Raw genomic sequence first — 20,997 nt, 5'->3', positions numbered from 1 at the left:
GGTAGAAGTGTTCACCCCACGGAGTAGATGTGTTCACCCCACGAGTTATCTTCTCGGCTCTGGTCCCACCGCACAGTGCACGAGCCGATAGTGTGACAATTCTTGCACCGCGCGATGTTCTGGAACCGCAGGCAAGATCGTCGCAATCCTCGCAACAGGAGCAGGCACGCTGGGTCGATGCGCGACCAACCGGCATTTAAGACTCTGGGAATCCGGGCTTTGCGGGCAATATTGGATCGTGGCCGCGGTGCTCGAGGCGTTGCCGACGAACTGGCTGTCACGCATCAGCCGAAACACTGTCGCGCATAACCCGAAACACTGTCAGGCATCACCCGAAGACAAAATGTCAAGCATCAACCGAGGTCATCCAATCGTTTTGGCGCCCCTGTTCAGTGTCGGTTGATGGTTGACGTTTCTGTGTCGGTTGATCCTTGACACTCGTGTTGTGTTTTAGGTCCCTGTGTTGGTGCGCAGGGCCCGTTTGTTTCTCGTCGCTACTTTTACGTGCGGCGGTTTTGACGAGTTCGTCGCCGATGAAAAACCGCAGCAGTTCCCCGTCGACGTGGACATCACAGCGGGCGCCGGCGTGGTGGCGTCCGATGCAGACTTGCTGCCACGACACACACGATGCCGTTGGAACACACCCGGCGGCTGACCCACTCATCACCGGTGCGATCAGCCGCAGGTAACGCCAGCATCGGCGGGGGTGGAGCCGCCGGGGTGAACCGCTGTGCAGGGGTGGCCATGTCCAGCGACTGATGCGGGCGGGCGCTGTTGTAGTAGGCCACCCATTCATCGAGGGCCTGCTGGGCTGCCTTGAGGTTCGCGAACGGTGGTGTGCTGCTGAGGAATTCCGCGCGCATGCTGCGGTGGAACCGCTCGATTTTGCCGGTCGTGGTGGGGCTGCGTGGCTGGGTCAACAGATGCTCGATGCCGTGTTCGCGGCAGATCCGATCAAAGAGCACCTCGACCACGGGGTGATTGAACCGCCCGGTGAACACCTTGCCGTTATCGGTCAAGATCTGTTCGGGTGCCCCGTAGGTATGTAGTGCTGCGCGTAGCCCGTCGCAGACCGCCCGGGTGCGCTCCCGGGCCATCAGCCGCGCACAGACACACATCCGCGAGTGATCATCGATTCCGGTCAGGGCTTTGGCGCTGGTGCCATCGGCCAGGGGGAATCCGCCCACAATGTCCATCTGCCACAACTCCATCGGCGCCCCGCGCTCCCAGCGTTTTCACTTGCGCGAGCGCCGATCCCGCAGACTCGGATCGATCATGTTCGCCCGCACCAAGGCCCGGTAGGCCGCTGACTCCGAAGGCAGCGGCGACACCTGGCGTTTAGCAAGCTCGAACACCAACCGCCGCGGCCCCCAATACGGGCGCGAGCGGCGCAACTCCAACAGCACCGCCTCGACCTGCGCGGGCATTTGATGCGGACACCTCACCGGCCGATGCGACCGATCCACCAGGCCCTCAAGACCCTGGGCCTCATAGCGGGCCAACCAGGAGTGCAGCGTCTGGCGCGACACCCCAACCTTCTCGGCGACCTGCGAGATCGACAACCCATCGCTGATCACCGCTAACACGGCCTGATACCTCTGCTCGGCCACGGATAACTCCCTCATCGAAGGAGTGTCAAGGATCAACCGATGTAACTGTCAACCATCAGCCGAAACACTGTCAGGCATCACCCGAAGACAAAATGTCAAGCATCAACCGAGGTCATACACCGTTTTGGCGCCCCCGGCACGACTCGAACGTGCGACCTAGGGATTAGAAGGCCCTTGCTCTATCCACCTGAGCTACGGAGGCAATGCGCAGGTCAGTCTATCGAACGGGGACCGAGTGTCCGATCCGCCGCCGCCACGCGTGCGAAAAACCTTCGCGCACGCCATTTATCGGTTATCGTTGGCCCCTCGACACACGTACATCACCGGCCGGTAAACGGCCGTTAACCGCAACGAGGCGTGTGCATAGGCGTCGAGGGGTGGCGTAGCAATGAGCATGGTCATGAGCATGACGTCGCGGTACGCACGGGCGGGCGTCCAGGCGTGGCGGCTGACCGCCGATGCCCGCGGCGCCTACCAGGCCGGCGTGCTGCTGGTGCGCGGCTCCCCGTCCGCGCTGGGCTGGTTCGCCGGCTGGCTGTCCACGGAATTTCCCCCGCATGTGGTGACCGGGCACGCGCTGTCCCGGGTGCCACGCCCGTCCATCGGACGTGTCGGCAAATCCTGGGCCGCGCAAAAGGCCGACCAGGCGCTGACCGCCGCCCTCGTGGAGTCGTTCGGCGCCGATTACGCCGACCTGGTCTGCCACCCGAACTGCGAGGCGACCGAGTGCGCCCCTCGCGGCGGTTGGCTGCAGCGCCCCGGGCCGCACCGCCGGTACGCGGCGCAAACCTCGGACATCTCCTACGGCCCCGGTGGTCGGGACAATCTTCTCGACATCTGGCGTCGACACGACATGGCGCCGGGCCGCCGCGCGCCGGTGCTGATCCAGGTCCCCGGTGGGGCGTGGGCGGTCAACGGCAAACGCGGCCAGGCGTACACGCTGATGAGCCGGATGGCCGAACTCGGCTGGATCGTCGTGTCGATCGACTACCGGAAGAGTCCGCGCAGCACCTTTCCGGCGCACCTCATCGACGTCAAACGGGCCATCGCCTGGGTCCGCGAGAACATCGCCGATTACGGTGGCGACCCGGACTTCATCGCGATCACCGGCGGGTCGGCGGGCGGACACCTGGCCTCCCTGGCCGCGCTCACCTCCAACGACCCCAAGTTCCAGCCCGGGTTCGAAACCGCCGACACGACCGTTCAGGCCGCCGTCCCGTATTACGGCGTCTACGACTTCACCAACCCCGAGGCCATGCACGAGCTGATGCTGCCGTTCCTGGAGCAGTTCGTGATGCGTGCGCGGTACGCCGATACGCCGGAACGGTTCGAGGCGGCCTCACCGATCTCCTACGCGCACCACCAGGCTCCACCGTTCTTCGTGCTGCACGGCGAAAAGGACGAACTGGTTCCGTGCGGCCAGGCCCGGACCTTCTGCGCGGCGATGCGCGATGCGGGGGCCCCCGTGGTGGCCTACGCCGAACTTGCCAATGCGCACCACGCATTCGACATCCTGTCCACCGTCCGGTCGAAGCTGGCTGCCGCCGCCGTGGCCGACTTCCTGGGGATCGTCTACGGGCAGCGCCAAAGTTCGCTGATCGATTCGTGGCCGCTCTCGGCTACGTCGGCCGGCTGAATCGCCTGTCACTAGCACCGTTTCAGGGACCGAATCGTGCCTTTCACCGGCGCGTCAACCCGACTAGCGTTGGTGTGGCAATGGGGTTGGTGAGGTCGAGGCAGGAGGCTTGAGCTGCGGTGACTGCGTTGGCGCATCAAGTTGATGATCATGGCTGAGCCCGCCGTGCGCGCGGCGCTGCCCGACGAGCTGGGGCCCGTTGACTATCTGCTGCACCGCGGCGAGGCCAATCCCCGCACCCGCTCGGGCATCATGGCGCTGGAGCTTCTGGACACCACGCCCAGCTGGGAGCGATTCCGCACCCGGTTCGAGAACGCCTCCCGCAAGGTGTTGCGGTTACGGCAGAAGGTGGTCGTGCCGACCCTGCCGACGGCGTCCCCGCGCTGGGTCGTCGACCCCGATTTCAACCTCGACTTCCACGTCCGCCGGGTACACGTGTCGCCACCGGGCACCCTGCGCGAAGTATTCGACCTGGCCGAGCTGATCCTGCAATCGCCGCTGGACATCTCGCGGCCGCTGTGGACAGCCACGCTTGTCGAGGGCCTGCCCGACGGCAAGGCGGCGACGCTGCTGCATGTCAGCCACGCGGTCACCGACGGCGTCGGCGGTGTCGAGATGTTCGCCGAGATCTACGACCTCGAGCGTGATCCGCCGGCGCGACCGACGCCACCGCTGCCGGTTCCGCAGGATCTGTCACCCAAGGATTTGATGCGCCAGGGCTTCGGTCGCCTGCCCGTGTCGCTCATCGGCGGCACGCTGAGTGCACTGTCGGGGGCGGTGTCGGTGGCCGGGCGAGCGCTACTGGAACCGGTGTCGACGGTGTCGGGACTTCTGGGTTACGCGGCCTCGGGCGTGCGGGAGATCAACCGGGCCGCCGAACCGTCGCCGCTGCTGCGCCGGCGCAGCCTGGCCACCCGCTCCGAGGCCATCGACATCCCGCTCTCGGATCTGCACAAGGCGGCGAAAGCCGGTGGAGGATCGATCAACGACGCATATCTCGCCGGCCTGTGCGGCGCCTTGCGCCGGTACCACGAGGCCCTCGGTGTGCCGATCGCCACGCTGCCGATGGCCGTGCCGGTCAGTCTGCGGGCCGACGCCGACACAGCCGGCGGCAACCGATTCACCGGCGTCAACCTCGCCGCGCCGATCGGCACCGTCGACCCGGTCTCGCGGATGAAGAAAATCCGGGCGCAGCTGACGCAACGCCGCGACGAGCCGGCGATGAACATCATCGGTTCGCTGGCGCCGGTGTTGAGCGTGCTGCCGACCACCGTGCTGGAGGGCATCACCGGATCGGTGGTCGGCTCCGACGTGCAGGCCAGCAATGTCCCGGTCTACCCGGGCGACACCTACATCGCCGGTGCAAAAGTGTTGCGGCAGTACGGCATTGGCCCGCTACCAGGTGTGGCGATGATGGTGGTGCTGATTTCGCGCGGCGGGTGGTGCACCATCACCGCGCGCTACGACAGGGCGGCGGTGCGCAACGAGGCATTGTTCGCCCAGTGCCTGCTGGAGGGCTTCGACGAGATCCTGGCGCTGGCCGATGACCCGCCGCCGCGCGCGGTGCCCGCTTCGTTCGCCGAGCCGGCGACGTCGGCACGAACAGTGGCGAGCTCGTGAGCGCCGCCAAGGACCGTGAGACAGCTACTGCGCCAGCAGATTTACGGCTGCCCGGCTCGGTCGCCGAGATCCTCTCCAGCCCACCGGGTCCCCATGTCGGTGCGTTTTTCGATTTGGACGGAACCCTGGTCGCAGGCTTCACCGCGATCATCCTCACTCAGGAGCGCCTGCGCCGACGCGACATGGGGGTGGGCGAGCTGCTCAATATGGTTCAGGCCGGCCTGAACCACCGCCTCGGGCGACTCGAATTCGAAGACCTGATCGTCAAGGCCTCGGCGGCGCTGGCCGGCCGGCTGATCGATGACTTGGAGGAGATCGGCGAGCGGCTGTTCGTCCAGCGGATCGAGTCCCGGATCTACCCGGAGATGCGCGAGCTGGTGCGGGCTCACGTGGCCCGCGGCCACACCGTCGTGCTCAGCTCGTCGGCCCTGACCATCCAGGTCAACCCGGTCGCGCGCTTCCTCGGGATCGTGAACACGCTCACCAACGCGTTCGAGACCAACGACGACGGGTTCCTGACCGGCGATGTCGTCAAGCCCATCCTGTGGGGGCCGGGGAAGGCGGCTGCGGTACAACGCTTTGCCGCCGACAATGGCATCGACCTCAAAGACAGTTACTTCTACGCCGACGGCGACGAGGACGTCGCCCTGATGTACCTGGTCGGCAATCCGCGGCCTACCAATCCCGAAGGGAAGATGGCCGCGGTGGCAAGGCGCCGCGGCTGGCCGATTCTGGAGTTCGACAGCCGAGGCCCCGTGGGCCTTCGGCGGCAGGTGCGGACCATCGCCGGCTTGAGTTCGCTGTTCCCGGTGGGAGCCGGTGCGGTGTGGCTTGGCCTGCTGACCAATAGCCGGCGGCGGGGCGCCAATTTCTTCACGTCGACTTTTCCTCAGACCGTGCTCGCGACCACCGGTGTGCGGCTCAACGTCATCGGACAGGAAAACCTGACGGCGCAGCGCCCGGCGATGTTCATCTACAACCATCGCAACCAGGTCGACCCGATCATCGCTGGTGCGCTGGTGCGCGACAATTGGATTGCCGTGGCGAAAAAGGAACTAGAGAAAAATCCGATCATGCGTACCCTCGGCTGGGCGCTGGACGGCGTGTTCATCGACCGGGACGACCCGGTCGGGGCGCTGGAAACGCTGCATACGGTCGAGGACCGGGCCCGAAAGGGACTCTCGATCGTCATGGCCCCCGAAGGGACCCGGTTGGACACCACGGAGGTCGGGCCGTTCAAGAAGGGGCCGTTCCGCATCGCGATGGCGGTGGGAATTCCGATCGTGCCCATCGTGATTCGCAATGCGGAACTCGTCGCAGCCCGAAACTCCAGCACGATCAATCCCGGCACGGTGGACGTCGCGGTATTGCCGCCGATTTCGGTCCAGGACTGGACCCTTGAGACGCTGCCGGAGCACATTGCCGAGGTGCGCCAGCTGTATCTGGACACCTTGGCCGACTGGCCCGTCGACGAGGTGCCCGCGGTCGATGTGTCCGCCGAGCCGGAGGCGGCGCCACGGTTGCGAGCCAAGCCGGCCGCCCAGAAGGCTCCGGCGAAGAAGGCTCCTGCCAAGAAGGCCGCGGCGAAGAAGGCTCCTGCCAAGAAGGCCGCGGCGAAGAAGGCTCCTGTCAAGAAGGCCGCGGCGAAGAAGGCTCCCGCTAGGGCCAACAAGGCTCCAGCCAAAAATAGTCCGCCGCAAACGAATTCGAATGCCGCCGAGGCGGCCCGCACCGACGGCGAGGCACCTGCGCCGGACCAGGTGGGCGGCGCCGAGTCGACGATCGGGCAGTCCGAAGGACACACGTGAGCCAACCGGCCGCAGATACCAGCGCGATCCTGACCGCGCGAGACTCGCTGGTATTAGCGTCCATGGAGTCCGCCGTGGAAACACAGCTGGTGATGGATTGGCTGGATCATCAGCGGGCCCGCAGTCCGGGCGTGCAGTTCGACGTGCTGAAGCTGCCGTCCGTCGACGGAGCGCCGACAGCGCTGCAGCCGCTGGTCGAACAGCTCCGGTGCGGCCTCGAAGCTGGGGGAGACCGGTCGATCGTGCCGGTGCGGGTGTTCTGGCTGCCGCCTCCCGACCGCGGCCGAATCGCCAAGCTTGCCGGGCTGCTGCCGAGCCGAGATCCCTACCACCCCAACGAACGTCAGCAGCGTCTCATCGTGCGCGACGACCCGCGCCGAGCCCGGGTGGTCACCGGCGAGGCGGCGAAGGTGTCCGAGCTGCGTCAGCAATGGAGCGAGACCACCGTCGGCGAGGACGACCGCGATTTCGCCGAGTTCGTCGCGCGCCGCGCGGTCTTGGCGCTGGAACGCGCCGAATACCGGATTCTGGGGCCCCAGTACAAGTCCCCGCGGCTGATGAAGCCAGAGATCCTGGCGTCCGCCCGCTTTCGCGCGGGGCTGGCCAAGATCCCCGGCGCGACCGTGGACGAGGCCGGCGAGATGCTCGACGAACTGTCCACCGGGTGGAGCCGCGCGTCCGTCGACCTCGTCGGCGTGTTGGGCCGAATGATCAGCCGCGGGTTCGAACCGGAGATCGACTACGACGAATATCAAGTCGCGGCGGTGCGCGCCGGGCTGGAGGTCCATCCGGCGGTGCTGCTGTTTTCGCACCGTTCCTACATCGACGGCGCGGTGGTGCCGGTGGCGATGCAGGAGAACCGGCTGCCGCCGGTCCACGTGTTCGCCGGCATCAACCTGTCGTTCGGGTTGCTGGGCCCGCTACTGCGACGGTCCGGTGTCATCTTTATCCGGCGCAACATCGGTGAGAACCCACTCTACAAATATGTGTTGCGCGAGTACGTCGGCTACATCGTCGAAAAGCGATTCAACCTCAGCTGGTCGATCGAGGGCACCCGGTCGCGCACCGGCAAGATGCTGCCGCCCAAGCTCGGCCTGACGAGTTACGTGGCTGACGCGTACCTGGACGGCCGCAGCGAAGACATTCTGCTGCAACCGGTTTCGATCAGCTTCGATCAGTTGCACGAGACGGCCGAGTACGCCGCCTACGCCCGCGGCGGGGAGAAGACACCCGAGGGTGTCGGCTGGCTGTACAACTTCATCAAAGCCCAGGGCGAGCGCAATTACGGCAAGATCTACGTCCGCTTCCCCGAGGCGGTGTCGATGCGGCAGCATCTCGGGCCGCCGCATGGCCCGCTCACCCACGACAAGGACGCGAAAAGGCTTGCACTGCAGAAGATGTCGTTCGAGGTTGCGTGGCGGATCCTGCGGGCGACCCCCGTGACCGCGACCGGTCTCGTGTGCGCGCTGCTGCTGACCACGCGCGGTGCGGCGCTGACCCTGGATCAGTTGCACCACACCCTGCAGGATTCGCTGGATTACCTTGACCGCAAACAAGCTCCGGTGTCGACCAGCGCGCTGCGGCTGCGCACCCGCGACGGCGTTCGATCGGCAGTCGACGCCTTGTCGAACGGGCACCCGATCAGCCGGGTCGACAGCGGGCGCGAGCCCGTGTGGCTCATCGCGCCCGACGACGAGCATGCCGCGGCGTTCTATCGGAACTCGGTGATCCACGCGTTCCTCGAGACTTCGATCGTCGAACTCGCCCTCGCGCATGCACGTAACGCCCCGGACGCTCAGGGCGATCGCATGGCCGCGTTCTGGGCGCAGGCGCTGCGGCTGCGCGATCTGCTGAAATTCGATTTCTATTTCGCCGACTCGGCGGCTTTCCGGAACAACGTCGCCGAAGAGATGGCATGGCACGATGACTGGGAAGCGCACGTCGTCGCCGGGGGCGAGGAGATCGACGCCCTGCTGTTCGGCAAGCGGCCGTTGATGTCGGACGCGATGTTGCGCGTGTTCTTCGAGGCCTACGAGCTTTTCGCCGACGTCCTGCGCGACACCCCGGCGGACGTCGGCGAAAAGGAGCTGACCAACCTGGCCCTCGGGATCGGCCAGCAGTACGTGGCGCAAACCCGGGTCCGCAGCAGCGAATCGGTGTCGACGCTACTGTTTGCCACCGCCCGCCAGGTCGTCGTCGACCAGGGTCTGATCGGTTCAGCCGACGATCTCGACGAACGCCGGGTCGCGTTCCGGCGGGAATTGCGAGCCATTCTGCGCGATTTCGACTACGTCGAGCGCATCTCCCGCAATCAGTTCGTCGCCCGCGAGTCCCGAGCCCGCCGGGCTCGTCCGGACGGGCACGCCGGGTAGTGCGGGCCGCCCCGGGGCGCGCTCATACCCTGGACACATGACGGTCGACCAGTCCACCGGCAGGGGGCATGCGCTGGTGTGGCCGCTGCTCGCCGCAGTCGCGGCGCTGGCCGGCTGCACGGCCGCCGGGATCGGGGCCCTGTCGCTGGCCGATGCGCTGACGGCCACCGGCTTGCCCGATCCCGGGCCGGCCACCACGCTGGGCCTGCCGTTCGTCCGGGCGGTGGGCGAGATCGCGGCGGTGCTGGCCGTCGGGTCGTTTCTGTTCGCGGCGTTCCTGGTGTCACCGCAAAAGACCGGGGTGCTCGACGCGGCCGGATACCGGGCGCTGCGACTGGGCACGGCGGCGTCGGGGGTGTGGGCGGTGTGCGCGGCCCTGCTGATCCCGCTGACGATTTCCGATGTATCCGGTCACCCGCTGAGCGATCACCTCAATCCGGCGACGATCTGGACGCTGGCCGACCTGATCAACACGGCCTCCGCCTGGCGCTGGACCGCGGTGCTGGCCGCGCTGGTCACGTTGGCGAGCCTGGCCGTGCTGCGCTGGTCGTGGACGCCGCCGCTGCTGGCCGGATCGCTGATCACCCTGATCCCGCTCGGCCTGACCGGCCACTCGTCGGCCGGCGGCGCGCACGACCTGGCCACCAACGGCCTGCTGATTCACCTCGCCGCCGCCAGCGTGTGGGCAGGCGGTCTGCTGGCGCTGCTGGCCCACGCGCTGCGCGGCGGTGCTCACCTCGACCTGGCGGCCCGCCGTTTCTCCGCGATCGCCCTGTGGTGCTGGGTTGCGATGGGACTCAGCGGGAGTGCCAACGCGCTGGTGCGGGTGTCGCCGCCCGATCTGCTGGGCACCGCATACGGGCGGTTGGTGGTAGCCAAGTTCGTCGCGCTCGGTCTGCTCGGTGTCCTGGGCTGGCGGCAGCGACGATCCGGAGTCGTTGCGGTGCAAGCGAATCCGGGATCCAAGCGGGTGCTGACCCGGTTGGCGCTGATCGAGGCGGCCCTGTTCGGCGTGACGTTCGGTATCGCCGTCGGGCTGGGCCGCACCCCGCCACCGCCGCCCCCGGCCCGGCTGCCGTCGATCCCCGAAGCCGAGATCGGTTACGACTTCGCCGGCCCGCCCACGGTGGCCCGGATTCTGTTCGACTGGCGCTTCGATCTGATCTTCGGTTCGGCCGCAATTGTTTTCGCGGCGCTGTATGTGGCGGCGGTGGTGCGGTTGCGTCGCCGTGGCGATCTCTGGCCGCCCGGCCGGGTGGTTGCCTGGCTATTGGGCTGCCTGACGTTGCTGTTTGTCACCTCCTCGGGCGTCGGTCGCTACATGCCCGCGATGTTCAGCATGCACATGGTTGCGCACATGGGGCTGTCGATGTTGACGCCGATCCTGCTGGTGCTGGGTGCGCCGGTGAGTCTGGCGCTGCGGGCGTTGCCCGCCGCCGGCCGCGACGATCCACCCGGGATGCGTGAATGGCTGTTGGCCGCCCTGCACAGCAGGGTGTCGCGGTTGCTGACCAATCCGATAGTGGCCACGATCTTGTTCGTCGCGGGCTTCTACGGGCTGTACTTCGGCAGCATCTTTGACGACGCAGTGAGCAGTCATGCCGGGCATCTGGCGATGAATGTGCACTTTCTGCTCAGCGGTTACCTCTTCTATTGGGTGGTGATCGGCGTCGACCCGACGCCGCGGCCGATCCCGCCGTTGGCCAAGGTGGGCGTGGTGTTCGCCTCGCTGCCGCTGCATGCGTTCTTCGGGGTCGAGCTGATGAGCACGCAACGGGTGCTCGGCGCCGTCTACTACCGGTCGTTGGGCCTGAGCTGGCATACCGATCTGCTTGGCGATCAGCGGCTCGGTGGTGGAATCGCCTGGGCGGCGGGCGAGGTGCCACTGGTGATCGTGATGCTCGCGCTGCTGGTGCAGTGGGCGCGCAGTGACGAGCGGACCGCTCGGCGGCTGGACCGGGCGGCCGACCGCGACAATGACGCCGAGTTGACCGCCTACAACGCGATGCTGGCCGAGATGGCCCGGCGTCCACCCCAGGGACCGGGCTGACCCGCGGCCTCGGTGACACGTGCATGGCGCATGCGAAAGCCGTTATATGTCAACGTGTTCCAGCTTCGATTTCACGCTAGTTGGGTAGGGGTGGTGGGGGTTGGAAGGGTGTGTACCACCACCATTGGCGCGTTCGCCAGTGGGGCCAGGGCACGGTGGAACGTCGGGCCGGGCCTGGGTCTGCGGGCGCGCCAGCGATCCTGGGTCTAGCCGGTGTCGGTCGCTGTCGGTGACGACGAGTTCGGCGGCGGGCCCGGTCAGGGTGATGGCGCCCTGGTGGTGTTGCCGGTGGTGATACGGGCACACCAGCACCAGGTTGCCCAATTCGGTGGGCCCGCCGTCCTGCCAATGCCGCAGATGGTGGGCGTGCAGGCCGGGGGTAGCCCCACACCCGGGCACCCCACACGCCCGGTCGCGGTGCTCGAGCGCGCTGCGCAGCCGCCGGCTGATCAACCGCGTGCTCCGGCCGACACCAATGACCTCTCCATTGCGCTCGAACCAGACTTCACCGGTGGTCTCACAGGTCAGGTAGCCATGCTCGGCGTCGGACAGCAGCGGACCCAGATGCAACGCCGCAGCACCCGTGGTGGCGTCGACGTGCACCACCACCGTGGTGCGTTGCCCGTGGGGTCGGCGCACCGCCTCGACATCCCAGCCCGTCTCGACCAGACGCAGAAACGCCTCCAGGGTGCCCGACAACGGCGGCGCCGTCTCTGACGCGCGCTCACCTTGGCCGCGGTCGCGCTTCCATTCGGCGACCAACGCCTCCCGATGCGACGCCAACGCCGCCTCAAACGTTGCCGCCTGGGCGTGCGGAAGCCGGATGCGCCAACACGCGAACGCCTCATCGGTGGTCTTGGTGATCGACGGCCCCGGTTGCGGCCGAGGTTCGGGGTCCGGGCGCGGTTCCAGCGCGACCGCGGTACGCAGCCGATTGACCGTGGCCACCTGCGCCCGCTGCACATAATGATCGTCAGAGCCCTCGGCGGCGCGCGCCGCGATCACCCCGACCTGATCCAACGACAACCGCCCCGCGGCCATGCCCTGGACGCAGCGCGGAAATTCCTCGAGCCGGCCCGCCACCGTGGTGATCGTCTGGGCGTTGCCCGACGACACCCCCAGCTTCCAGGCCATCAATGCCGCCACCGACCGCGCATCCGTCACGCCCCAGAGCCCGTCGCGATCAATCTCAGCGGCAATCTCCACAATGCGCTCATCAATCGCATTGCGCTGACCCGCCAACTCCGCCAACTCCTCGAACAACACATCCACACGCCGCGCAACATTTTCGACCAACGGAGGCGCTGCAGGGAACGACATAACGCCATCAAAGCAGAACAGTCCGACAACATTTGGCCACCAAATCCGCACCGGTACCAATGCCATCAATCGCCCATGGGGACAACCCGTTTGGTCATTGGCGCGTTGGTCCAGGTTGAAGCCAACGACCCGGCTGACTACCTCTCATAACTCGGCCTGAAACGCGCGTCCGCAGCAAGAAAGCTATCCACAGTCCCAGGTATCTCAACAGTGGAAGCGGCCGGCGCGCCGTTCGCATCTGGCGTGACGGTGCCGTGCCGCTGAATGGGCACCACACGAGAGCGCTATCTGCGGATAGCTAGGAAAGGAAACTGAGGCAATGTTCGAAACCCCACTGACCGTTGTCGGTCACATCGTCAACAACCCCGAGCGTCGGCAGGTCGGCAACCAGGAGGTCATCAAGTTCCGGGTGGCCAGCAATTCGCGCCGCCGGACCGCGGACGGCGGCTGGGAGGCGGGGAACTCCCTGTTCATCACCGTCAACTGCTGGGGAAAGTTGGTCACCGGGGTGGGTGCCGCGCTGGGCAAGGGTGCCCCGGTCATCGCGGTGGGCCACGTGTACACCAGCGAGTACGAGGACCGGGACGGCAATCGCCGTTCGTCGCTGGAGATGCGCGCGACCTCGGTCGGCCCCGACGTGTCGCGGGCCATCGTGCGGATCGAGAAGCCCGGCTACACCGGCCCCGACGCGAACGCCGCGCCGGCCGCCGATGCCGACAAGACCGCCGAGGACAGTACCGACGGCGACGAGGCCGTGGCAGCCGGCGACGGCTCCGAACGCCGCGACCCGCTGCCCCTGTCGGCCTAGCCGACGGGTTGGTCGTCGGGCCTCGACCCTGCGGCGGTGCCTAGGATGGTCGGCGAGATCATTCTCGAAGACCAGAAAGGCAATACCGCGGCATGGCTGAGTTCATCTACACGATGAAGAAGGTCCGCAAGGCGCACGGCGACAAGGTGATCCTGGACGACGTCACCCTGAGCTTCTATCCGGGCGCCAAGATCGGTGTCGTGGGCCCCAACGGCGCCGGTAAGTCGAGCGTCTTGCGGATCATGGCCGGTTTGGACAAGCCGAACAACGGCGAGGCCTTCCTGGCCACCGGCGCCACCGTAGGCATCCTGCAGCAGGAGCCTCCGTTGAACGAGGAGAAGACCGTTCGCGGCAACGTGGAGGAGGGCCTCGGCGAGATCAAGGTCAAGCTCGACCGCTTCAACGAGGTCGCCGAGCTGATGGCCACCGACTACTCCGACGAACTGATGGAGGAGATGGGCCGGCTGCAGGAGGAGCTGGATCACGCCGACGCGTGGGACCTGGACTCCCAGCTCGAGCAGGCGATGGATGCGCTGCGCTGCCCGCCCCCCGACGAACCGGTGACAAACCTCTCCGGTGGTGAGCGGCGCCGCGTGGCGCTGTGCAAGCTGCTGCTGAGCAAACCCGACCTGCTGCTGCTGGACGAGCCGACCAACCACCTCGACGCCGAGAGCGTGCAGTGGCTCGAACAGCATCTGGCCAGCTACCCGGGCGCGGTGCTGGCGGTGACGCACGACCGCTACTTCCTGGACAACGTCGCCGAATGGATCCTGGAACTCGACCGGGGCCGCGCTTATCCCTACGAGGGCAACTACTCGACCTACCTGGAGAAGAAAGCCGAGCGGCTGTCGGTGCAGGGCCGCAAGGACGCCAAGCTGCAGAAGCGGTTGACCGAGGAGCTGGCCTGGGTGCGGCAGGGGGCCAAGGCGCGGCAAGCGAAGAACAAGGCCCGGCTGCAGCGCTACGAGGAGATGGTCGCCGAAGCCGAGAAAACGCGCAAGCTCGACTTCGAGGAGATCCAGATCCCCGTCGGGCCCCGTCTGGGCAGCGTGGTCGTCGAGGTCGAGCACCTCGACAAGGGCTACGACGGGCGCACCCTGATTAAGGACCTGTCGTTCACCCTGCCCCGCAACGGCATCGTCGGCGTCATCGGTCCCAACGGTGTCGGCAAGACGACGCTGTTCAAGACGATCGTCGGGCTGGAACAGCCGGACAGCGGGACGGTCAAGGTCGGCGAAACCGTCAAGCTCAGCTACGTGGACCAGTCCCGCGCCGGTATCGACCCCAAGAAGACGGTGTGGGAAGTCGTCTCCGATGGCCTCGATTACATCGAGGTGGGCCAGAACGAGATCCCGTCGCGCGCCTACGTCTCGGCGTTCGGGTTCAAGGGGCCGGACCAGCAGAAGCCGGCCGGCGTGCTGTCCGGTGGCGAGCGCAACCGGCTGAACCTGGCGCTCACGCTGAAAGAGGGCGGCAACCTGATCCTGCTCGACGAGCCGACCAACGACCTCGACGTCGAAACGCTGGGTTCGCTGGAAAACGCCCTGGAGAAGTTCCCGGGCTGCGCCGTGGTGATCTCCCACGACCGCTGGTTCCTCGACCGGACGTGCACGCACATCCTGGCCTGGGAGGGCGACGACGACAACGAGGCCAAATGGTTCTGGTTCGAGGGCAACTTCGGCGCCTACGAGGAAAACAAGGTGGAACGGCTCGGAGCCGAGGCCGCCAGGCCGCACCGGGTCACCCACCGCAAGCTCACGCGGGGCTAAGGTCAGGTCCAGCCAGCGCAGGCGCTTAGTCGTGAAGTGGGAGCTATCGGCATGACGATCGATTCCAGAGCGAATCAGGACACCACGCCGTGGACCTCCTTCACCAGAAGCTCCGACATCCCCGACTGGATCACCAACGCCTACGTCGAAAGCTATCGAGGTCCGCGCGGCGACGAACCGGGCGGTGGCGAAACCGGCACCATCAACCTGACCATCCCCGCCATGATGGTGACGCCGGCCATGCTGAGTGCGCACTATCGGCTCGGGGAGTGCCGGCCGCAGGGCTCCAACTGCGTGTGCGTCCACCCGGCCGACGATCCCGCCGGTTTCGGGCCGGCGCTGCAGGTCGTCACCGATCACGGCGGCATGCTGATGGACTCCGTCATGGTGTTGCTGCACCGGCTGGGGGTCGGCTACGCGGGCATCATGAACCCGGTGTTCGCGGTGCGCCGCAACCCGGCCGGAGAATTGCTCAGCGTCGAACCGAAAGCACCCGGCACCTCGCAGTACGAAGGCGAGGCGTGGATCCACGTCCAGCTGTTGCCGTCCGTCGACAGCCACGCCCTGGCCGAGGTCGCTGAGCTGCTGCCCAAGGTGCTGACCGATGTCCGGCAGGTCGCCACCGACGCCGCGACCATCATCGCCGCCCTGAGCAATCTGGCCGCGGCGGTCGAGGCTAACGTCGACGACCACTTTGCGGCGCCCGACCGCGAGGATGTCGCGGCCCTGCTGCGCTGGTTGGATCAAGGCAACTTCCTGTTACTGGGTTACCAGCGGTGCAAGGTGGACGACGGCCACGTCGTCAGCGACGGGTCGCCCGGGCTCGGTGTCCTGCGCAACCGGCCGGGCTCGCGCCCCCGGCTGACCGACGACACCAAGCTGCTGGTGCTCGCCCAGGCCGCCGTCGGCAGCTACCTGCGTTACGGGGCCTATCCGTACGCCATCGCGGTCCGGGAATACGCCGACGACGGCGACACCGGCGTCATCGAGCACCGCTTCGTCGGGCTCTTCACCGTCGCCGCGATGAACGAGGACGTCCTGGAGATCCCGACGATCTCGCGGCGGGTCCGCGAGGCGCTCGCGATGGCCGACAACGACGCCGCCCACCCGGGTCAGCTGCTGCTCGACGTCATCCAAACCGTCCCGCGCCCCGAGCTTTTCACGCTCAGCGCCGAACGGCTTTTCACGATGGCCAAGGCCGTGGTGGACCTGGGCTCGCGCCGCCAGGCGTTGCTGTTCCTGCGCACCGACCGGCTGCAGTACTTCGTCTCCTGCCTGGTCTACGTGCCCCGCGACCGGTACACCACGGCGGTGCGCTTACAGATCGAGGACATCCTGGTTCGCGAATTTGGCGGTACGCGACTGGAATTCACCGCCCGCGTCAGTGAATCGCCCTGGGCGCTGATGCATTTCATGGTCCGGCTGCCCGAAGATGCGCCCCAGGTCGACATCTCGGAATCCAACCGCATCCGGATCCAGAGCTTGCTCAGCGAGGCCGCGCGCACTTGGTCGGACCGCCTCATCGGCGCGGCTATCACGCGCTCGGTCCCGCAGGCCGTCGCCGAGCATTACGCCGCGGCGTTCTCCGAGGCGTACAAATCCGCGATCACCCCGTCCGACGCCCTCGAGCACATCGCGATCATCGAGCGGCTGGCCGACGATTCGGTGAAGCTGGTGTTCTCCGACCGCGGTGAGCAGGAATCCGCCCAGCTGACGTGGTTTTTGGGTGGGCGCACCGCCTCGCTGAGTCAGCTGCTGCCGATGCTGCAGAGCATGGGCGTGGTGGTGCTCGAGGAGCGACCTTTCACCGTCACCCGGCCCGACGAATTGCCGGTGTGGATCTATCAATTCAAGATTCAACCGCACCCGACCATCAAGCTGGCTGCCACGCAGGCCGAACGCGACGAGATGGCTGAGCGGTTCGCCGACGCGGTCACCGCGATCTGGCAGGGCCGCGTCGAGGTCGACCGGTTCAACGAGCTGGTGATGCGCGCGGGGCTCACCTGGCATCAGGTCGTGCTGCTGCGCGCCTACGCAAAGTACTTGCGGCAGGCCAACTTTCCGTACAGCCAGTCCTACATCGAATCGGTGCTCAACGAACACGCGTCCACCGCACGGTCGCTGGTGCTGCTGTTCGAGGCGCTTTTCGACCCGCGTGCCTCGGGATCGCCGACGAGCCGCGACGCGCAATCCGCCGCGGCCGCGGTCGCCGCGGACATCGACGCGCTGGTAGGCCTGGACACCGACCGGATTCTGCGGGCCTTCGCGTCCCTGGTGCAGGCCACGCTGCGGACCAATTACTTTGTGACACGCGAAGGCTCGGCCCGGGTCCGCAATGTGTTGTCGATCAAGCTGGACGCGCAGCTGGTCGACGAACTGCCGCTGCCGCGACCGAAATACGAGATCTTCGTGTACTCCCCGCGTGTCGAGGGCGTGCACCTGAGGTTCGGGCCGGTGGCGCGTGGCGGTCTGCGGTGGTCGGACCGTCGCGACGACTTCCGCACCGAGATCCTGGGCCTGGTCAAGGCGCAGGCGGTGAAGAACGCCGTCATCGTGCCGGTCGGCGCCAAGGGCGGCTTCGTCCTCAAGCGCCCGCCGTTGCCCACCGGAGACCCCGCCGTCGACCGCGACGCCAACCGGGCCGAGGGCGTCGCCTGCTACCAGCTCTTCATCTCCGGCCTGCTGGACGTCACCGACAACGTCGACCACGCAACCGGAAAGGTCAGTGCGCCAACGGAAGTCATCCGCCGCGACGGAGACGACGCGTATCTGGTGGTAGCCGCCGACAAGGGCACCGCGACCTTCTCCGACATCGCCAACGACGTCGCCAAGTCCTACGGCTTCTGGCTGGGCGACGCGTTCGCCTCCGGCGGGTCGGTCGGCTACGACCACAAGGCCATGGGCATCACCGCCAAGGGCGCGTGGGAGGCCGTCAAGCGGCACTTCCGGGAGATGGGCGTGGACACCCAGAGCGAGGACTTCACCGTCGTCGGCATCGGCGACATGAGCGGTGACGTGTTCGGCAACGCCATGCTGCTGAGCAAACACATCCGGTTGATCGCCGCGTTCGATCACCGGCACGTCTTCCTCGACCCCGAGCCCGACGCCGCGTCGTCCTGGGTGGAACGTCAACGGATGTTCGACCTGCCGCGCTCCAGCTGGGACGACTACGACAAGTCGCTGATCAGCGAGGGCGGCGGGGTGTACAGCCGCGAGCAGAAGGCCATCCCGATCAGCCCGCAGGTGCGCCGGGCACTGGGCATCGACGAAGACGTCGACGAGATGGCGCCGCCCAACCTGATCAAGGCGATCCTGCTGGCGCCGGTGGACCTGTTGTTCAACGGCGGCATCGGCACCTACATCAAGGCGGAAACGGAATCCGACGCCAACGTCGGCGACCGCGCCAACGACCCGGTGCGAGTCAACGCAAACCAGTTGCGCGCCAAGGTGATCGGCGAAGGTGGCAATCTCGGGGTCACGGCGCTGGGCCGCGTCGAGTTCGATCTGTCGGGCGGGCGGATCAACACCGACGCGATGGACAACTCCGCCGGTGTGGACTGCTCGGACCACGAGGTCAACATCAAGATCCTGATCGACAGGCTGGTTACCGCGGGCAAGGTCAAGCCCGAGGAGCGCACTGCGCTGCTCGAGTCGATGACCGCCGAGGTCGCGCGCTTGGTGCTGACCGACAACCAGGATCAGAACGATCTGATCGGCACCAGCCGGGCCAACGCGGCCAGCCTGCTCCCGGTGCACGCGTTGCAGATCAAGTACCTGGAGGGACGCGGGCTCAACCGCGAACTGGAGGCGCTGCCGTCCGAGAAGGAAATTCAGCGGCGGACCGAGATCGGGATCGGGCTCACCTCGCCGGAGCTTTCGACGTTGATGGCGCATGTGAAGCTGACCCTCAAAGAGGAGATGCTGACCACCGAAATGGCCGAGCAGGACGTGTTCGCGTCCCGGCTGCCGCAGTATTTCCCGACGCCGCTGCGCGAGCGGTTCACCCCGGAGATCCGCACGCACCAGCTGCGCCGCGAGATCGTCGCGACGATGCTGATCAACGATCTGGTGGACACCGGCGGGATCAGCTATGCCTTCCGGATCACCGAGGACGTCGGAGTCGGGCCGCTCGACGCGGTCCGCACCTACGTCGCTACCGACGCCATCTTCGGCGTCGGCGAGATTTGGCGCCGGATCCGGGCCGCGGACATCCCGGTGGAACTGTCCGACCGGATGACCCTGGACACCCGGCGGCTGATCGACCGCGCCGGACGGTGGCTACTCAACTACCGCCCGCAGCCACTGGCGGTCGGGGCCGAAATCAACCGGTTCGCCGCCAAAGTCAAAGCACTGACCCCGCGGATGTCGGAATGGCTGCGTGGCGACGACAAGGCGATCGTCGAGCAGGAGGCCGCAGAATTCGCCGCGGCGGGCGCGCCGACGGACCTGGCCTACCTGGTGGCGGCCGGGCTGTACCGTTTCAGCCTGCTCGACATCATCGAGATCGCCGACATCACCGAGGTCGAGACCGCCGACGTCGCCGACACATATTTCGCGCTGATGGATCGGCTGGGTACCGACGGCCTGCTGACCTCGATATCCGAGCTGCCTCGCTACGACCGCTGGCATTCGCTGGCGCGCTTGGCCATTCGCGACGACATCTACTCCTCGCTGCGCTCATTGTGTTTCGACGTGCTGGCGGTCGGGGAGCCTGACGAAAGTGGGGAAGAAAAGATCGCCGAATGGGAACACATCAGCGCCTCCCGGGTGGACCGCGCTCGCCGCACCCTCGACGAGATCTACGCCAGCGGCGCCAAGGACCTCGCGACGCTGTCGGTGGCCGCGCGGCAGATCCGGCGCATGACCCGCACTAGCGGACGTGGGTCGTCCGGGTGACCGTCGGTTTCGTCGCCCCGGTGCCGGTGCGCTGGTCGGACATCGACATGTACCAGCATGTCAACCACGCCACCATGGTCACGATCCTGGAAGAGGCGCGGGTCCCGTTCCTCAAGCCCGCCTTCGAGATCGACATCCTGGAGATCGGGCTGCTGATCGCCGACGTCCGGGTCACCTACAAGGCGCAACTGAAGTTGGTCGATTCGCCACTGCAGGTGACGGTGTGGACCAAGCAGCTGCGGACGGTGGACTTCACGCTCGGCTACGAGGTGCGTTCGGTCGGTGCCGATCCGCAGTCCAAGCCGGCCGTCACCGCCGAGTCACAGCTGGCCGCGGTGCACATCCACGAGCAACGGCTGGTGCGGTTGACGCCACATCACCGGGAATACTTGCAGCGGTGGCTTCGGGAATAGCGGCAGACCGCGGCTTGTGGCTGGGCCCGGCATCGCTGGACGCCCATCGTGGCGACCTGGCCGCGTTCGTCGACCGCGCCAAGCGGCTCGACGAGGTTGCCGTCATCCGGCTGCGGACCCGCTCGTCCGGGATGTTGACCGCCTGGATGGCAACGGGTTTCGATGTGCTCGCCAGCAGGGTAGTGGTGGGCAAGGTGCGGCCGGGCGACATCACGGTGAGCGCCGACGGATTGGCTCAGGGCCTTGCCGCGATGGACGACTCGGGCTATGTCGATCCCGGCTTCGCGATGGACTCGGCATGGCGCAGTGCGTTGCCGCCGGAATCCGGCTTCACCCATCTCGACGATGTGCCGGCCCACGTGATGCTGGACCTGGCGCAGCGCGGCGCGCGACTTGCCAAGGAGCACAGCAGCTCTCACGGCCCGCCGGCGTCGCTGCTCGATCAGGAGGTCATCCAGGTCAGCTCGGCCGACACCAGCGTGGGGCTTCCGATGCGGTGTGTGTTCGCTTTGACCGCAATGGGTTTCCTGCCGCAGTCACCGCAAGCGGTCGGCGAGGACGAAATCATCCGGGTCCGGATCATGCCCACGTGGCTGCGCCTGGATGCCCGGTTCGGCTCGGTGTACCGCCGCCGCGGCGATCCCGCGCTGGTGTTGCGCTGACCGCCTTTAGGCCAGGGCGAGTTTATCGGGGCT

General features: G+C 66.8%; 10 protein-coding genes, 1 tRNA gene and 2 pseudogenes. 10 read left to right on the top strand and 3 right to left on the bottom strand.

All coding sequences use genetic code 11. The features are described 5' to 3' along the window. Positions 1-450: 450 nt before the first annotated feature. Both MSG_RS17365 and MSG_RS17360 read right to left on the bottom strand, forming a co-directional pair. Positions 451-1,625 (bottom strand): annotated as a pseudogene (locus MSG_RS17365) (IS481 family transposase). A 110-nt stretch (positions 1,626-1,735) separates the two neighbouring features. Continuing rightward, positions 1,736-1,812: transfer RNA gene (locus MSG_RS17360), tRNA-Arg, on the bottom strand. Positions 1,813-1,998: 186 nt separating this feature from the next. On the opposite strand from MSG_RS17360, the gene lipQ reads away from it, so the two are divergent. From lipQ to MSG_RS17335, 5 genes are all read left to right on the top strand, one after another. Beyond that, positions 1,999-3,246, top strand: a complete 1,248-nt coding sequence (lipQ, locus tag MSG_RS17355; protein ID WP_096441483.1) for an esterase LipQ — start codon at positions 1,999-2,001, stop codon at positions 3,244-3,246. A gap of 150 nt (positions 3,247-3,396) precedes the next feature. Then, positions 3,397-4,866: a WS/DGAT/MGAT family O-acyltransferase gene (locus MSG_RS17350; protein ID WP_096444632.1), complete on the top strand. Its 1,470-nt coding sequence runs from the start codon at positions 3,397-3,399 to the stop codon at positions 4,864-4,866. Next, a complete protein-coding gene (locus MSG_RS17345; RefSeq protein WP_096441481.1) occupies positions 4,863-6,674 on the top strand; it encodes an HAD-IB family hydrolase/lysophospholipid acyltransferase family protein in 1,812 nt (603 codons plus the stop codon). Before MSG_RS17350 ends, MSG_RS17345 begins: the two co-directional genes overlap by 4 nt. Then, complete coding sequence (locus MSG_RS17340) at positions 6,671-9,046, top strand: glycerol-3-phosphate 1-O-acyltransferase (RefSeq protein ID WP_096441479.1); 2,376 nt, start codon at positions 6,671-6,673, stop codon at positions 9,044-9,046. The genes MSG_RS17345 and MSG_RS17340 overlap by 4 nt, the downstream gene beginning before the upstream one ends. A 37-nt stretch (positions 9,047-9,083) precedes the next feature. Further along, positions 9,084-11,096, top strand: coding sequence for a cytochrome c oxidase assembly protein (locus tag MSG_RS17335; RefSeq protein ID WP_096441477.1), 2,013 nt, complete (start codon positions 9,084-9,086; stop codon positions 11,094-11,096). Positions 11,097-11,172: 76 nt separating this feature from the next. Here MSG_RS17335 and MSG_RS17330 read toward each other — a convergent pair. After that, positions 11,173-12,416 (bottom strand): annotated as a pseudogene (locus tag MSG_RS17330) (DUF222 domain-containing protein). A 319-nt stretch (positions 12,417-12,735) separates the two neighbouring features. On the opposite strand from MSG_RS17330, the gene MSG_RS17325 reads away from it, so the two are divergent. The 5 genes from MSG_RS17325 (at position 12,736) to MSG_RS17305 (ending at position 20,964) form a co-directional block, all read left to right on the top strand. Beyond that, positions 12,736-13,224 carry a single-stranded DNA-binding protein gene (locus MSG_RS17325; RefSeq protein ID WP_096441475.1) on the top strand — a complete coding sequence of 163 codons (489 nt, stop codon included), beginning with the start codon at positions 12,736-12,738 and terminating at the stop codon, positions 13,222-13,224. 92 nt (positions 13,225-13,316) lie between these two features. Then, positions 13,317-14,993, top strand: coding sequence for an energy-dependent translational throttle protein EttA (ettA, locus tag MSG_RS17320; protein WP_096441473.1), 1,677 nt, complete (start codon positions 13,317-13,319; stop codon positions 14,991-14,993). 51 nt (positions 14,994-15,044) lie between these two features. Further along, positions 15,045-19,889, top strand: coding sequence for an NAD-glutamate dehydrogenase (locus MSG_RS17315; protein WP_096441471.1), 4,845 nt, complete (start codon positions 15,045-15,047; stop codon positions 19,887-19,889). Next, the gene (locus MSG_RS17310) at positions 19,886-20,302 is read left to right on the top strand and encodes an acyl-CoA thioesterase (protein ID WP_096441469.1); all 417 of its coding nucleotides are present in this window, start codon (positions 19,886-19,888) and stop codon (positions 20,300-20,302) included. Before MSG_RS17315 ends, MSG_RS17310 begins: the two co-directional genes overlap by 4 nt. Continuing rightward, complete coding sequence (locus MSG_RS17305; RefSeq protein WP_373421144.1) at positions 20,287-20,964, top strand: hypothetical protein; 678 nt, start codon at positions 20,287-20,289, stop codon at positions 20,962-20,964. Before MSG_RS17310 ends, MSG_RS17305 begins: the two co-directional genes overlap by 16 nt. Positions 20,965-20,997 lie beyond the last annotated feature (33 nt).

This window comes from Mycobacterium shigaense, from assembly GCF_002356315.1.
Taxonomy (GTDB): Bacteria; Actinomycetota; Actinomycetes; order Mycobacteriales; family Mycobacteriaceae; genus Mycobacterium; species Mycobacterium shigaense.
Note: the sequence above shows the minus strand (reverse complement) of the source record. Positions and strands in the feature narration are given on the sequence as shown.

Coding starts and splice junctions, on each gene's coding strand:
- lipQ (WP_096441483.1), top strand. CDS start 1,999: ATGAGCATGGTCATGAGCATGACGTCGCGGTACGCACGGGCGGGCGTC.
- MSG_RS17350 (WP_096444632.1), top strand. CDS start 3,397: ATGGCTGAGCCCGCCGTGCGCGCGGCGCTGCCCGACGAGCTGGGGCCC.
- MSG_RS17335 (WP_096441477.1), top strand. CDS start 9,084: ATGACGGTCGACCAGTCCACCGGCAGGGGGCATGCGCTGGTGTGGCCG.
- MSG_RS17325 (WP_096441475.1), top strand. CDS start 12,736: ATGTTCGAAACCCCACTGACCGTTGTCGGTCACATCGTCAACAACCCC.
- ettA (WP_096441473.1), top strand. CDS start 13,317: ATGGCTGAGTTCATCTACACGATGAAGAAGGTCCGCAAGGCGCACGGC.
- MSG_RS17315 (WP_096441471.1), top strand. CDS start 15,045: ATGACGATCGATTCCAGAGCGAATCAGGACACCACGCCGTGGACCTCC.